The sequence below is a fragment of the Streptomyces sp. NPDC028331 genome (assembly GCF_055565775.1).
Map to the genome: position 1 here is coordinate 65962 of NZ_JBVHTR010000017.1, position 13736 is coordinate 79697.

Sequence of the window (13736 nt, forward strand, 5' to 3'; positions counted from 1 at the left end):
CTGAACGAAAGGTCCCGCACCGCACCATGAAGACCATCACGCACTGGATCGGCGGCAAGCCCGTCGAGGGCACCTCGGGCCGCTTCGGCCCGGTCTACAACCCGGCCACCGGCGCCCAGGAGAAGCAGATCGCGTTCGCCACGGTGGACGAGGTCGACGCCGCGGTCGCCACCGCCAAGGCCGCGTTCGAGAGCTGGGGACAGAGCTCGCTCGCCAAGCGCACGGCGATCCTCTTCAAGTTCCGCGAGCTGCTGGACGCGCACCGCGACGAGATCGCCGAGCTGATCACCGCGGAGCACGGCAAGGTCCACTCCGACGCGCTCGGCGAGGTCGCGCGCGGCCTGGAGATCGTGGAGCTGGCCTGCGGCATCTCCGAGAAGCTGAAGGGCGAGCTGTCCACCCAGGTCTCCACCCGGGTCGACGTCGCCTCGATCCGCCAGCCGCTCGGCGTCGTCGCCGGCATCACGCCGTTCAACTTCCCGGCGATGGTCCCGATGTGGATGTTCCCGATCGCCATCGCGACCGGCAACACCTTCGTGCTCAAGCCGAGCGAGAAGGACCCCTCGGCCTCCCACCGCCTCGCCGAGCTGCTGGCCGAGGCGGGTCTGCCGGACGGTGTGTTCAACATCGTGCAGGGCGACAAGGTGGCCGTCGACCGTCTGCTGGAGCACCCGGACGTCGCCGCCGTCTCCTTCGTCGGCTCCACCCCGATCGCCAAGTACATCCAGCTCAAGGCGGTCGAGCACGACAAGCGGGTGCAGGCCCTCGGCGGCGCCAAGAACCACATGCTGGTCCTGCCGGACGCCGACCTGGACTTCGCCGCCGACCAGGCGATCAACGCCGCGTACGGCTCGGCGGGCGAGCGCTGCATGGCGGTGTCCGTGGTCGTGGCGGTGGGCGACACCGGCGACGAACTGGTGGCGAAGATCGCCGAGCGCGCGAAGAACCTGCGCATCGGCCCCGGGAACGACCCGGCGAGCGAGATGGGCCCGCTGATCACGCGCGAGCACCGCGACAAGGTGGCGTCGTACGTGACGTCGGCAGCCGAGCAGGGCGCGGAGGTCGTGGTCGACGGCACCGGCTACTCGGTCGAGGGACACGAGGACGGCTTCTTCATCGGCGTGTCGCTGCTGGACAGGGTTCCGGTGACGGCGGACGCGTACCGGGACGAGATCTTCGGTCCCGTCCTGTGCGTGGTGCGCGCGGAGACGTACGACGACGCGATCAAGCTGATCAACAGCTCCCGCTGGGGCAACGGCACCGCGATCTTCACCCGGGACGGCGGCGCGGCCCGCCGCTTCCAGCTCGAGGTCCAGGCGGGCATGGTCGGCGTCAACGTGCCGATCCCGGTGCCGGTCGGCTACCACTCCTTCGGTGGCTGGAAGGACTCGCTCTTCGGCGACCTGCACATCTACGGCAACGACGGCGTCGCCTTCTACACCCAGGGCAAGGTGATCACCACGCGCTGGCCGGACCCGGCCGACGGTGGCATCAACCTCGGGTTCCCCAGCAACTCCTGATGAGAGTGGCGGCCGGTGCGGGAGCGGGCGTGTGGCCTCCCGCACCGGCCCCATCTCCGGCATTGTCAGGACAAAATGATGACAAGTGTTCCGGTCAACCGGTCGGCGGCATATTCTCCCCCTGTGACCACTTCCGCACCCGACGCCCTCGATTTCGCCCTCGACCGCAGCAGCCCGGTCCCCCTCTACTACCAGCTCGCACAGCAGCTTGAGGCGGCGATCGAGCACGGGGTGCTGGGCCCGGGCAGCCTGCTCGGCAACGAGATCGAGCTCGCCGGGCGGCTGGGCCTGTCCCGGCCCACGGTGCGCCAGGCCATCCAGTCGCTGGTCGACAAGGGCCTGCTGGTCCGCCGCCGGGGCGTGGGCACGCAGGTGGTGCACAGCCAGGTCAAGCGCCCGCTGGAGCTGAGCAGTCTCTACGACGACCTGGAGGCCGCGGGGCAGAAGCCCGCGACCCAGGTGGTGCACAACGAGGTGGTGCGGGCGTCCGCCGAGGTCGCGGCCGCGCTCGGGATCGCCGAGGGCGGCGAGGTCCACCACCTGGAGCGCCTGCGCCTCGCCCACGGGGAGCCGATGGCGTTCCTGTCCAACTACGTGCCGGCGGGCCTGCTGGACCTCGACACCGACCGGCTCCGGGCGACCGGCCTGTACCGGATGATGCGCAACGCCGGCATCACCCTGCACAGCGCCCGGCAGACCGTCGGCGCCCGCTGCGCCACCGCGGAGGAGGCCGAGCGGCTGGGCGAGCCGGAGGGCGCGGCGCTGCTGACCATGCAGCGCACGGCGTACGACGACACCGGCCGCGCCGTCGAGTACGGCACCCACATCTACCGCGCCTCGCGGTACTCCTTCGACTTCCAGCTCCTGGTCCGGTCGTGATCAACTGACCTCGGTGACCGGGGAGTCCAGCAGCCAGGGCACGGTGTCGAACTCATGGATGGCCGACCCGGTGACGCCGAACTCGCCGGTGGCACCGGGCGCGGACGAGACGCCCCGGCTGACGCAGTGCAGCAGCAACGGAGCCCCGCAGGCACCCGAGGCGACGGCCGCCTTCAGTTCCGCATGGCCGGGGTCGAAGCGGCGCATGAAACCGAGCGAGACCAGTCCTCCGTCGGCCCGCCGCTCCTCCCGTACGACACGGAGGCAGTCCCGCTCATAGCACGTCCACCCAGCCGCGCCGCTCCGCGGAGCGGCTCATGGCGTCCAGGGCGGCGGCGCTGCGCACGGCGTCGTCGAGGGTCGGGCCGTGGGCGGTGCCCTCCGCGACGGAGCGCAGGAAGTGGTAGGCCTCGATGACCTTCAGGTCGTCGTAGCCCATGGCGTTGGCCGAGCCGGGCTGGAAGGCGGCGTACTCGCCGTGGCCGGGGCCGACGTAGAGGGTGCTGACGGGCTGGTCCTGGTAGGCCGTGCCGCGGCTGACACCGAGTTCGCCCATGCGCCGGAAGTCCCAGAAGAGGGCGCCCTTGGTGCCGTGGACCTCGAAGCCGTAGTTGTTCTGTTCGCCGACCGAGACCCGGCTCGCCTCCAGGACGCCGCGGGCGCCCGAGGCGAAGCGCAGCAGGCAGCTCACGTAGTCCTCGTTCTCGACGGCGCCCGGCTCGCCGCCGGTCGCGCGGGTGTGGCCGGCGGTGGCGCCGGTGGGGCGGGCGCGCTCGGGGATGAAGACGGCGGTGTCGGCGGCCAGCGACTCGATCTCACCGAGCAGGAAGCGGGCCAGGTCCACGCCGTGCGAGGCGAGGTCGCCGAGGACTCCGCTGCCGCCGCGCTCCCGCTCGTACCGCCAGGTCAGGGCGGATTCGGGGTGGGCGGCGTAGTCGCTGAACAGGCGGATGCGGACGTGCGTGACGGTGCCGATCTCACCGGAGGCGATCAGCTCGCGGGCGGTGGCGACGGCCGGTGCGCCCCGGTAGTTGAAGCCGACCGTGCCCTGCACACCGGCCTTGGCGACGGCGTCCGCGACCGCGCGGGCGTCGTCGGCGGTCAGGCCGACCGGCTTCTCGATCCAGATGTGCTTGCCCGCCTCGGCCATGGCGACGCCGATCTCGCGGTGCAGGAAGTTCGGGGCGGCGATGCTCACCGCCCGTACCCGGGGATCGGCGGCGATCTCCCGCCAGTCCCGGACGGCGGTGGCGAAGCCGTACCGTGCGGCGGCCTCCTCGGCCCGGCCGGGTACGTCGTCGGCGACGGCGACCAGTTCGGCGCGCAGGGGCAGCTGCGGGAAGTGGTGCGGCAGACGAACGTAGGCCTGGGTGTGCACCCGGCCCATCCAGCCGAATCCCACGACGGCGACGCCGAGCGTACTGACCATGACTGCCCTTCTTTGGACCGTTCCAGAATGTGCGTCGCCCACACTGGAGGGCATAACTGCACTTGTCAATCCTTTTGACAAGTGCTCCCACCGTATGGAACGGTCCACACATGAGACCGCCGACGATCCGCGATGTGGCCGAACGGGCCGGGGTGTCGAAGTCGCTGGTCTCCCTGGTGCTGCGCGGCTCCGACCAGGTGCGCCCCGAGAAGCGGGCGGCGGTGCTGGCCGCCGTCGAGGAGCTGGGGTACCGGCCCAACGCCGCCGCGCGGAGCCTGAGCGAGCGCCGCACCCGCACGGTCGGCGTCCTGCTGAACGACATGCGCAACCCCTGGTTCGTGGAGCTGCTCGACGGCCTGAACTCACGGCTGCACGACGCCGGTCTGCGCATGCTGCTGGCCGACGGCCACCTCAACCGGCGCCTGGGCGAGGACCTCACCCGCACCTTCACGGACCTGCGGGTCGACGGGCTGATCGCCGTCGGCACCCTGCCGCCCTCCGAGGCCCTGCGCCAGGCCGCCGCCCACATCCCCACCGTCGTCGCCGGGGCCCGCGAGCCGGAACTGCCCGCCGTCGACATCGTGGCCAACGACGACGAGCACGGCGCCCGCCTCGCCACCGAGCACCTCATCGGCCTCGGCCACCGTCGCATCGCCCACATCGCCGGGCAGGGAGTGGTCGGGGAACTGCGGCGGCGCAGTTTCGAGACCGTGATGCGTGAGCACGGACTCGCGGACACGGCGATCGTGGAACAGGGCGACCTGACGGAGGAGGGCGGCTACCGGGCCGCGGTCCGCCTGCTCGGCACCCGCGAACGCCCCACGGCCGTCTTCGCCTTCAACGACATCGCGTGCGTGGGCGCCCTGTCGGCGGCGGAGGAGCTGGGGCTCCAGGTGCCACGCGACCTCTCCCTCGTCGGCTACGACAACACCTACCTCGCGCGCCTGCGGCATCTGTGGCTCACCACGGTGGACAACGGCAGCCACGACGTGGGCCGCCGCGCCGCCGGGCGCCTTCTGGACCGCATCGCCGACCCGGCCCGCCCCGCCGAACTGGTGCTCACGACACCGGCCCTGGAGGTGAGGGGGACGACGGGCGCGCCGTCGGCCTGAGCCAGGCCCTCGGGCGTGGCGGCGGGCCGGTCAGCGTTGCGCAGCGCGCGGCAGCGTCAGTTCGAACCAGACCGTCTTGCCGGCGCTCGTCCGGCTGGTCCCCCACTCGCGGGCCAGCGTGCTCACCACGCGCAGTCCGCGACCCGCCTCGTCACCGGGTCCCGCGCTGAGCAGCGTGGGCAGGGTGGGATCGTCGTCGTCCACCTCGCACAGCAGGGTGTCGCCGCGCACCAGCCGCAGTTCGATCCGCCCGCTGCGGGCGTGCCGTACGGCGTTGGTGACCAGCTCGCTGACCATCAGCTCCGCGTTGCACGCCAGCGTGCCAAGGCCCCACTCGTGGAGCTGTTCGCGGACCACGGCGCGCGCCCGGCCCGCCTCCACGGGGTCGAGGGCGAGCCGTCGGACGGTGACGTCCTCGGGTTCGATGCCGTTGAGCCGGGCCATCAGCAGCGCCACGTCGTCCTTGCGGCCGCCGCGGCCCGCCTCCGAAAACGTCGCGGCGAGGGCGCGGATGATCGTGTCGCAGGCGTCGTCCATGGAGGCCGCCGGGTGCGCGGCGGACTCGCACAGCGTGGCGAGCCCGGCACCGATGTCCTCACCGCGCACCTCGACCAGTCCGTCGGTGCACATCACCAGCCGGTCACCGGGCGCCACCCGCACCCGAACCGACTCGAACGGGACTCCGCCGACGCCGATCGGCGCACCCGTGGGCAGGTCGAGCAGCTCGCTGCGCCCGTCCTCCGCGCGGACGATCACGGGTGGGATGTGGCCGGCGTTGGCGAGGTGCAGTTCGCCCGCGATCGGGTCGTAGACGGCGTACAGGCACGTCGCGAGGTAGGTGTCGCCGAGCCGCTGCGCGAGGTCGTCGAGGTTGCGCAGCAGTTGGGCGGGCGGCAGGTCGAGCGCGGCCATGGTCTGCACGGCCGTACGCAACTGGCCCATCATCGCGGCGGAGTTGAGGCCGTGCCCCATGACGTCGCCGACGACGAGGGCGGTACGGGCGCCGGGCAGTTTCACGGAGTCGAACCAGTCGCCGCCGACGCGGCCGAGCAGGGTGCCCGGGAGGTAGCGGGTGGCGATGTCGCAGCCCGCCATGCGCGGTGCGATGTGCGGGAGCATGCTGTCCTGGAGGGTCTCCGCGACGTTCTCCTGGTACGTGTACATGCGCGCGTTGTCCAGCACGAGGGCGGCACGGGCGGCGAGTTCGGCGCCGGTGACGCGGTCCATGTCGTTGAACTCGGGCCGCTCCGGATGGCGCATCAGGGCCATGAAGCCGAGGACCACCTGGCGCGCCTTCAGAGGCACGATCAGCATGGACCGGTGCGTGATCAGGGGCCGGATGTCGCGCTTGTCGAACTGGGAGGCGATGGCGTGCCCCATCTCCTCGGTGATGCGCGGGATGACGACGGGCTCGCCGGTGGTCATGCACTGGAAGAACGGCGTCTGAGCCGGAAACGGCATGGCCTCGCCGACCGGTACGACGTCCTCCCAGCGGCCCGGCTCGTCGGTGTGCTCCAGGGCGACCCGGTGCCACATGGTGGTGGTGTCGGGCACGCCGTCGGGGAACCCCTCGCCGGCGACGACCTGTTCCCGCAGATACGTGCAGGCCACGTCCGTGAAGCGGGGCACCACGGCCTTACTGACCTCGATGATGGTCTGCGCCAGGTCGAGGGAGGTGCCGATCTTGCCGCTGACCTCGTTGAGGAACTCCAGCCGCTCGCGCACCGCGGCGTACTCCAGGTCCTCGCCCTCGTCCCCGAGGTCCTGGGGCACGGGCCGTCCGGCCGCGACGGCGCGCGCCGCACGCTCTCGGCGCGCCCTGCGCTCCGCGCGCCGGGGCACGCCCCAGTCGGGGGTGACGGGCACCCGGTCGTTCTGGCTGAACTCCAGGATCGGATAGCCCAGTTCGAGGACCTGCGAGACGATGCGGGCGCTCTCGCCGACGCTCATGCTGGGCAGGATCTCCGGCAGCCTGCGGGCGAGTTCGTCCGCGCCGGGGAAGTCGGTGTGCAGGGCGAAGCCGGGCGCGATGCGCTCGACGGACATGCCGTCGTCGCGACGGTGCAGCGCGCCGGCGTCGGCGGCCAGCACCAGCAGCCGCTCCGGACCGGGTCCCACCAGGGGGTACGCCCACCACAGCACGTCCACGCGGTCCCTGTCGGGTACGGACAGGCGGGCACGCCCCGCCGCCGGGTAGGACAACCGCCCGTCGAGCGAGGACTCCAGGTCGGGGCCGAGCCCGTCGCAGGCGGGCGCCCCGTAGGGGCCGGTGTCGTCCCCCTCCGGCAGGGCACCGGAGACGGGCAGCAGATCGACGGCAGGGCGGCCGAGCGCGTCCTCCCTGGGAACGCCGAACAACCTTCGCGCGCCCCGGCTCCAGTGCGAGACCAGGCCCTCACGGTCCACCACGACCACGGCCAGCGGGATGCGTCCGGCCACGCCGTGCCCGGCCGAGGCGCCCGTCTCGGTGCCGTCGTCCATGGCCCAGGCCCTTTCTCCCCACGTGCAAGATCCGTGCCTCACGAACACGGTACGGCCCCGCCCGGTCGCGATGTGTGGCATTACGCGAATTGGTCGCAGACGTCGCTCAGTGCGGAGCCGCGGGCGGCCCGGACGGACGCAGAGCGGCGGCCACGAGGCCTTCGAGGGCCTCGCGCGGCACTTCACCCCCGCTCACCAGCCGGTCGAAGACCAGCCCGTCGATGCAGGTCAGCAGGGTGTGCGTGCGGCTCTCGACGTCCGTTACGCCGTGCTCGGCGAGGAACAGCCGGACGGCCTGGCGGCCGGCGTTCTCGCGGGGTACGAGGATCTCGCGCAGCTCCGGGTCGCGCACGCTCTCGACGGCGCAGGCGTGGCGGGCGAGCGAGCGGCGCCGGCCCTCGCCGGTGAGTCGTCGACGGATGAGCAGCGCCATGCCGTCCACCAGTTCCTCGGCGGTGCGAAGGGGCGGCAGTTGCCCGGCCGTCGTGTGCAGTTCCGCCTGGTCGAGCTGGACCAAGCGGGTGACGAGTCCGGTGAGCAGCGCGGCCCGGGTGCGGAAGTACGCCGAGGTGGTGCCGGTCGGCATGCCCGCCTTGCGGTCGACGGCGCGGTGGGTCAGGCCGCGGATCCCTTCCTCGGCGAGTACGTCGAGAGCCGCGTCCGCGAGGAGGGTGCGCCGATCCGTAGCCATGGCTCCTTTTCTACACCTGTAGCACTTCGGATAAGGTCGTCCTTCTACAGGTGTAGAAGGCATGGGGGGCACGCCATGGGCGACACGGCAGTGGTCATCGGCGGGGGCATCGGCGGACTGGCCGCGGCGATCGGTCTGCGCCGCGTCGGCTGGGACGTGACGGTCGTCGAGCGCGCGGCCGTACCGGACGACGCGGGCGCGGGCATCTCGCTGGCCGCCAACGGCCTTCGCGCACTGGACGAACTCGGACCGGGCAGGGCGGTCCGGGAGGCCTCACGGGGCCAGTACAGCGGGGGCACCCGCACGCCGGAGGGCCGGTGGCTGTCCCGGATGGACGGCACGGCGCTGGAAGAGGCGGTCGGCACGCCGATCATGGGGATCCCCCGTGCGACCTTGCACCGTCTGCTGCGCGAGTCCCTGCCCGCCGGGACGCTGCTGATCGGCTGCGAGGCCGGCCGGCTCGAGCAGATCGGCCCCGGGACGGTTCGAGTCGGCTGCGGCGACAGGGTCCTGGATGCCGATCTGGTGGTTGCGGCCGACGGCGTCGGCAGCAAGGTCCGCGGCCGTCTCTTTCCGGCCCACCCCGGCCCGGTCCACAGCGGATCGACGGTGCTGCGCGCCATCACCGAGCAGGCGGTCGAACTGCGCACCGACTTCGAGCTGACCTGGGGGCAGGGGGCCGAGTTCGGGCACATCGCCTTCCGCGACGGGCGGGCCGAGTGGCACGCGGTGCTCAGCCTTCCCGCCGGGACGCGGTTCGCCGACCCCCTGGCCGAACTGCGCCGCCGGTTCCGCGACTGGCACGACCCGATACCCGCCCTCCTCGACGCGACCCGGTCCGACGCCGTGCTGCACCACGACGTCCACGAACTCCGCACGCCGCTCCCCTCGTACACGGTCGGCCGGATCGCACTGCTCGGCGACGCGGCGCACGCCATGACCCCCAACCTCGGACAGGGTGCCTGCCAGGCGCTGGAGGACGCCGTCACCCTGGCCGCGGCGCTCGCTGCCGAGCCCACCGTCGAGGCGGCGCTGGCCCGGTACGACGCCGAACGCCGTCCGCGCAGTCAGGCCGTCGCCCGGGCCGCCCGGCAGGCCGGGCGGATGGGCCAGCAGCTCTCCCACCCCCTGGCCGTCGCCCTGCGCAACACGGCGATGCGCCTGACGCCCTCCCGCACCACGGTGCGCGTGATCCTCAGGCACCACGGCTGGGTCCCACCCCGGCTGGGCTGACCCGACCGGCGCCCCGCCGACCCACCACCGCACAGCCCTTCGCCGACTCGGCGTGCTCCAGACCGGCATGCGCCGCGGCGACAGCCCGGCACGGGCCGCACGTCCGGCGCGCGGACACCCGCACACCCCGACGCGTCACAGCACCGGCATCGAGGAGCCGTTCCGTTCGGGGTTCCTCAGTCCTCGTGCCCCAACTGCAGATCCCGCTCGGTCCGCCCGCCCCCGGCGACCTGCAACACCGTGGCCACCGGCGGGTAACCGGCCGCGATCACCGTGTACTCCCCCGACGACAGATCGACGAACCGATACGTCCCGTCGGCCCCGGTGGTCAGCGTGTCGACGACGTTGCCCGCCGCGTCGAGCAGCGTCACCCGCGCGTCCTCGACCGGCCGCCCGTCCCCCGCGCGGACGGTGCCGCGCAGCACCGCGCCGCCCGCGAGTTCGACGTCCTGCCGGGTCTCGCGCGAGGCCTGCACGGTGACGGGCAGCGCGGCCGGGCGGAACGCGGGGGCGCTGGCGGCGAGGGTGTACTCCCCGGCCACCAGCTCGGTGATGACGTAGCTTCCCTCGCGCCCGCTGCGGGTGCTCGCGACCACCTCTCCGTGCACGTTGGTGAGCGTGACGGCGGCGTCGCGCACCGGGGTGCCGTCGGCCGTGAGCACGCTGCCCGCCAGCCGTCCCGCGCCGCCGAGCACGACGTCCAGTTCGACCGGGCGTTCCCCGACGGTCACCGAGACGGCCTGCGGCTGGTGGCCGCCGGCCGCGGCGATGAGGACGTAGGACCCGGATCCGGGCGTGGACAGCGCGTACCGCCCGTCCTCGCCGCTGGCGCCCCGCCCGATCTGCACGCCCGCGACGTCGATGAGGGTGAGCGCCGCGCGGGGCACGACGGTGCCGTCGGGGTGCTGGACCGTGCCGCACACGGGCACGCCGGCGGCGTACGGCGCGCGCGCCTGGGGGACCTGGGCGGCGGGCGGGCAGTCGGCTGGGGCGTTGTGGGACACCAGTGGTTTCTCCTTGAGGAAGAAGGCGATGAGCAGGCCGAGGACGATCACCGGGACGAGATAGAGGAAGATCCGCGGCATGGCCTCGGCGTACGCCTCGATGTACGCGTTCCGCAGCGTCGGCGGCAGTGTGTGGACGAGTTGCGGGGTGATGGACTCGGGGTCGGGCAGACGGGCGCCCGCGTCGGCCGGGAGGCGTTCCCGGAGCGCGTCCGCGAGCCGGTGGGCGAACAGGGTGCCGAAGACCGCGGCGCCGACGCTGCCGCCGATCTGCCGGAAGTAGTTGTTGGCGCTGGTCGCGGCGCCGAGGTCGGCGGGGCGGACGGAGTTCTGCACGGCGAGGACCAGCACCGGCATCACCAGGCCGATGCCTGCGCCGAGGACGGCCATCCACACGCTGTACTGCAGCCGGGGCGTGTCCACGTCGAGCCGGGACAGCAGCCACATGCCGATCGCCGCGAGGACGCTGCCGAGGAGCGGGAACGCCTTGTAGCGGCCGGTGTGGCTGATGAGCTGTCCGCTGAGGATGGAGGCCCCGACGATTCCGGCCATCATCGGCAGCATCAGCAGCCCGGACTCGGTGGCGCTCGCCCCGTCGACCATCTGCAGGAGGGTGGGCAGGTAGCTGGCGGCGCCGAACAGGGCGACGCCGATGACGAGACCCACCAGTGCGGTGACGTTGAAGACGGGGTCCCTCAGCAGCCGCAGCGGGATGAGGGGTTCGACGGCGAAGCGCTCCACGACCAGGAAGAGGACGCATCCGAGGGCGGCCCCGGCGCCGAGCCCCAGGATGACCCGCGAGTCCCACGCGTACTCGGTGCCGCCCCAACTCGTCAACAGCACCAGGCAGGTCGACGTCGCGGCCAGCAGCAGGGTGCCGAGGACGTCGAGGCGGGCCCTGGCGATGGGCTTCGGCAGTTTCAGCACGGCCGTGACGACGGCGAAGGTGACCAGGCCGAAGGGCACGTTGACGTAGAAGCACCAGCGCCAGGAGAGGTGGTCCGTGAAGTAGCCGCCCAGCAGGGGCCCGGCGACGGAGGCGAGACCGAACGCGGCGCCGATGAGGCCCATGTAGCGGCCGCGTTCGCGGGGCGGGACGATGTCCGCGATGATCGCCTGCACACCGATCATGAGGCCGCCGGCGCCGACGCCCTGGATCGCGCGGAAGGCGATCAGCTGGTCCATGGTCGCGGCCCGGCCGGCGAGCGCGGAGCCGACGACGAAGACGCCGATCGCGAACTGGAAGACGCCCTTGCGGCCGAAGAGGTCACCGCACTTGCCGTAGACCGGAAGGCCGACGGTGGAGGTCAGCAGGTAGGCGGTGATGGCCCAGGACATCCGGTCCAGGCCGTGCAGCTCGCCGACGACCTTGGGGAGCGCGGTGGCCACGATCATCTGGTCGAGGGCGGCGAGCAGCAGGGCGAGCATGAGCCCGACGAACACCAGGCGGACCCGGCGGGGGCTGAGCGCCGCGGGCTGTTCCGCGGGTCCGGTGCCGGCCGGCTCCCGGTGCGCGTCCGGGAGCACGGACGCCAGGGCCCGCTCGTCGTCCACGTCCACCGCAGTCGTCCCGACCACCTAGCGCTCCCCTCGTCGCGTCCGCGCCGCCCATTTCTCGCATTGCGCGACAACAGCGATCAAGCGCGACGAGTCGCCCGTGAGGCGGGCGGCGGGAGGTATGCGCCGGTCGGAGCGCTGTGGCGCATCGCCGCGCCCCGCGGAAAACCACTCGAAACGGTGAGCGCGAGAATCAGCCCGTGGACTGACGGCGCGCGCTCCGGGGGGCGGAACACCGGCCCCGAGCCCCCCGGAGCGCACGGGGAGTCACAGCGGCGCGAACGGATGGCCGCCGGCCGCTCCCGATGTCCTGCGCGGCGTCACTTCTCCACGTCGGCGGCGAGTTTCGCGAGGATCGCGTCGTAGATCCGGGCGAGACCCTTGGGCGCGAAGGTCTTCTCGAAGAAGCCGCCGATGCCGCCGGCCCCCTTCCAGGTGGTGGTCACGACGACCCGGGACCTGCCCTCGCCGGCCGGGGTGACGCGCCAGGTGGTGACCATGGAGGAGTTGCGGTCCTTCTCGACGAGTTCGCCGTCGGTGGGCTCGCCGACCTCCAGCAGGCAGTCACGGACGCGCTTGCTGGTGGCCTGGAGTTTCCAGTGCACGAGGGTGCCCTCGCCGTCGCCGCCCTCGCGCACCTCGTACTCGCTGAACTGCTCGGGCAGCAGCCGCGCGCGGGTGCCGCTGTAGTCGGCGAGCGCGTCGAACACCGTCTCCGGGTCCGCCGCGATGGTCCGCTCCGTGGTGGCCTCGACCTGCGCCATGACCTTCCTCTTCCTGTACGTGTGATGGGGTGTGCGCCATCCCATCACACGCGGGGGACGGCCCCGGACCGCCCCCGTGCCGTCAACTGCCGCTCATCCTCGGCGGACAGCGGTCAGGCACTCCTCGAAGAACGCGAGCGCGCGCAGGTGGTACGCGCGGGCCGCCCAGCCCAGGCTGATGTTGTGGCCCGCGGCCGGCTGGCGATCGACGCGGACGACCGGTGCCGCGGCGAGCTGGGCGGTGAGGTCGGCGAGGTCCTGCTCCCCGTGCCGCCACCACGCCTCGTGTTCGGCGAAGGTCAGCCGTACGGGGACGCGGACGCGCGGCGCCAGCTCCTCGAACGTCTTGGGCCAGTGGGCGGCTTCGGCGATCTCGCGGGCCGGCATGGGAGCGAGGAGCGAGCCGATGCGACGGAACGTCTCGGGCGGATACAGCCAGAGCGGGCCCCAGTGGCGCCCCCGGTGCGCGCCGCGCCCGATCTCGAGCAGGTCGGCGGGCTCGACGTCGTAGCGGTGGCCGCAGCCGGAGAGGTCGAGGCCGAGCAGCCCGGAGGTGCGCGCGGCCGTGACGAGGGCGAGTTTGCCGCCGTAGGAGTGCGCCAGCAGGAAGAAGCCCGCTCCGGTGGCGTACCGCGCCGCGAACGCCTCCAGGGCCGCCTCGAGCATCTCGGCCTGCTCGGCCAGGGACTGTCCGTCGGGCAGCGGGCCGGCCGACAGGCCGTAGCCGGGCCGGTCCACCGCGAGCACCGTGAAGCCGAGGCGTGCGCCGAGCGTGAGGAGGGACAGGTCGGGGTGGGCCTGCCCGTCGAAGTAGCCGGCGGTCATGCCGCCGCCGTGCAGGGCGACGACGGTGGCGCGCGGCTCGCCGTCCGGCTCCTCGGCGAGCAGGCAGGACAGGGGGACGCCCGCGGCGTCCAGGGCGAGGGGACTGACGCCTGCGGAGAGGGTTCCCGGCGGTCTCGGCTGCTGCATCTCTCAGTTATGACGCAGAGGGCACCGCGGGGGGCGAGGGGCGCGCCGACCTCCCACGGCCGACCTGCGAGCGCGTGACCCGTAAAGCCGCAGC

11 protein-coding genes are annotated in these 13736 nt (G+C 72.7%); 4 read left to right on the forward strand and 7 right to left on the reverse strand.

Translation table 11 applies throughout. The annotated features are described in order from the left end of the window. The first annotated feature begins 26 nt into the window (after nucleotides 1-26). Together ACZ4SW_RS24315 and ACZ4SW_RS24320 are read left to right on the forward strand one after the other, a co-directional pair. Nucleotides 27-1520, forward strand: a complete 1494-nt coding sequence (locus ACZ4SW_RS24315) for a CoA-acylating methylmalonate-semialdehyde dehydrogenase (protein ID WP_468249249.1) — start codon at nucleotides 27-29, stop codon at nucleotides 1518-1520. A 78-nt stretch (nucleotides 1521-1598) separates the two neighbouring features. Beyond that, on the forward strand, nucleotides 1599-2399 hold the full coding sequence (locus ACZ4SW_RS24320; RefSeq protein WP_468249254.1) for a GntR family transcriptional regulator: 801 nt from the start codon (nucleotides 1599-1601) through the stop codon (nucleotides 2397-2399). Here ACZ4SW_RS24320 and ACZ4SW_RS24325 read toward each other — a convergent pair whose 3' ends face one another. Both ACZ4SW_RS24325 and ACZ4SW_RS24330 read right to left on the reverse strand, forming a co-directional pair. After that, nucleotides 2400-2606, reverse strand: a complete 207-nt coding sequence (locus tag ACZ4SW_RS24325; RefSeq protein WP_468249263.1) for a hypothetical protein — start codon at nucleotides 2604-2606, stop codon at nucleotides 2400-2402. A gap of 67 nt (nucleotides 2607-2673) precedes the next feature. Then, nucleotides 2674-3828 carry a Gfo/Idh/MocA family protein gene (locus ACZ4SW_RS24330; RefSeq protein WP_468249268.1) on the reverse strand — a complete coding sequence of 385 codons (1155 nt, stop codon included), beginning with the start codon at nucleotides 3826-3828 and terminating at the stop codon, nucleotides 2674-2676. Between the two features lie 110 nt (nucleotides 3829-3938). Between ACZ4SW_RS24330 and ACZ4SW_RS24335 the strand changes: the two genes are divergently transcribed. Then, entirely contained in the window at nucleotides 3939-4940 is a 1002-nt protein-coding gene (locus tag ACZ4SW_RS24335; RefSeq protein WP_468249275.1) for a LacI family DNA-binding transcriptional regulator, read from the forward strand. 30 nt (nucleotides 4941-4970) lie between these two features. Here ACZ4SW_RS24335 and ACZ4SW_RS24340 read toward each other — a convergent pair whose 3' ends face one another. Both ACZ4SW_RS24340 and ACZ4SW_RS24345 read right to left on the reverse strand, forming a co-directional pair. Continuing rightward, a complete protein-coding gene (locus ACZ4SW_RS24340; protein WP_468249282.1) occupies nucleotides 4971-7421 on the reverse strand; it encodes an ATP-binding SpoIIE family protein phosphatase in 2451 nt (816 codons plus the stop codon). A gap of 106 nt (nucleotides 7422-7527) precedes the next feature. Beyond that, the gene (locus ACZ4SW_RS24345; protein WP_468249288.1) at nucleotides 7528-8112 is read right to left on the reverse strand and encodes a TetR/AcrR family transcriptional regulator; all 585 of its coding nucleotides are present in this window, start codon (nucleotides 8110-8112) and stop codon (nucleotides 7528-7530) included. A 75-nt stretch (nucleotides 8113-8187) separates the two neighbouring features. Between ACZ4SW_RS24345 and ACZ4SW_RS24350 the strand changes: the two genes are divergently transcribed. Continuing rightward, complete coding sequence (locus ACZ4SW_RS24350) at nucleotides 8188-9345, forward strand: FAD-dependent monooxygenase (RefSeq protein WP_468249295.1); 1158 nt, start codon at nucleotides 8188-8190, stop codon at nucleotides 9343-9345. A gap of 176 nt (nucleotides 9346-9521) precedes the next feature. On the opposite strand, the gene ACZ4SW_RS24355 is transcribed toward ACZ4SW_RS24350, so the two are convergent. The 3 genes from ACZ4SW_RS24355 to ACZ4SW_RS24365 all read right to left on the reverse strand — a co-directional run bounded on the left by ACZ4SW_RS24355 (nucleotide 9522) and on the right by ACZ4SW_RS24365 (nucleotide 13642). Continuing rightward, a complete protein-coding gene (locus ACZ4SW_RS24355) occupies nucleotides 9522-11927 on the reverse strand; it encodes an MFS transporter (protein ID WP_468249299.1) in 2406 nt (801 codons plus the stop codon). Nucleotides 11928-12226: 299 nt separating this feature from the next. Next, nucleotides 12227-12670: an SRPBCC family protein gene (locus ACZ4SW_RS24360; RefSeq protein WP_468249305.1), complete on the reverse strand. Its 444-nt coding sequence runs from the start codon at nucleotides 12668-12670 to the stop codon at nucleotides 12227-12229. Between the two features lie 93 nt (nucleotides 12671-12763). Continuing rightward, complete coding sequence (locus ACZ4SW_RS24365) at nucleotides 12764-13642, reverse strand: alpha/beta hydrolase (RefSeq protein ID WP_468249311.1); 879 nt, start codon at nucleotides 13640-13642, stop codon at nucleotides 12764-12766. Nucleotides 13643-13736: the final 94 nt, after the last annotated feature.

Bases quoted from the DNA above. Each gene is read 5' to 3' on its own strand.
- ACZ4SW_RS24365 (WP_468249311.1), bottom strand. From the start codon at position 13,642: ATGCAGCAGCCGAGACCGCCGGGAACCCTCTCCGCAGGCGTCAGTCCC.
- ACZ4SW_RS24330 (WP_468249268.1), bottom strand. From the start codon at position 3,828: ATGGTCAGTACGCTCGGCGTCGCCGTCGTGGGATTCGGCTGGATGGGC.
- ACZ4SW_RS24360 (WP_468249305.1), bottom strand. From the start codon at position 12,670: ATGGCGCAGGTCGAGGCCACCACGGAGCGGACCATCGCGGCGGACCCG.
- ACZ4SW_RS24320 (WP_468249254.1), top strand. From the start codon at position 1,599: ATGACAAGTGTTCCGGTCAACCGGTCGGCGGCATATTCTCCCCCTGTG.
- ACZ4SW_RS24345 (WP_468249288.1), bottom strand. From the start codon at position 8,112: ATGGCTACGGATCGGCGCACCCTCCTCGCGGACGCGGCTCTCGACGTA.
- ACZ4SW_RS24325 (WP_468249263.1), bottom strand. From the start codon at position 2,606: ATGCGCCGCTTCGACCCCGGCCATGCGGAACTGAAGGCGGCCGTCGCC.
- ACZ4SW_RS24335 (WP_468249275.1), top strand. From the start codon at position 3,939: ATGAGACCGCCGACGATCCGCGATGTGGCCGAACGGGCCGGGGTGTCG.
- ACZ4SW_RS24315 (WP_468249249.1), top strand. From the start codon at position 27: ATGAAGACCATCACGCACTGGATCGGCGGCAAGCCCGTCGAGGGCACC.
- ACZ4SW_RS24350 (WP_468249295.1), top strand. From the start codon at position 8,188: ATGGGCGACACGGCAGTGGTCATCGGCGGGGGCATCGGCGGACTGGCC.
- ACZ4SW_RS24340 (WP_468249282.1), bottom strand. From the start codon at position 7,421: ATGGACGACGGCACCGAGACGGGCGCCTCGGCCGGGCACGGCGTGGCC.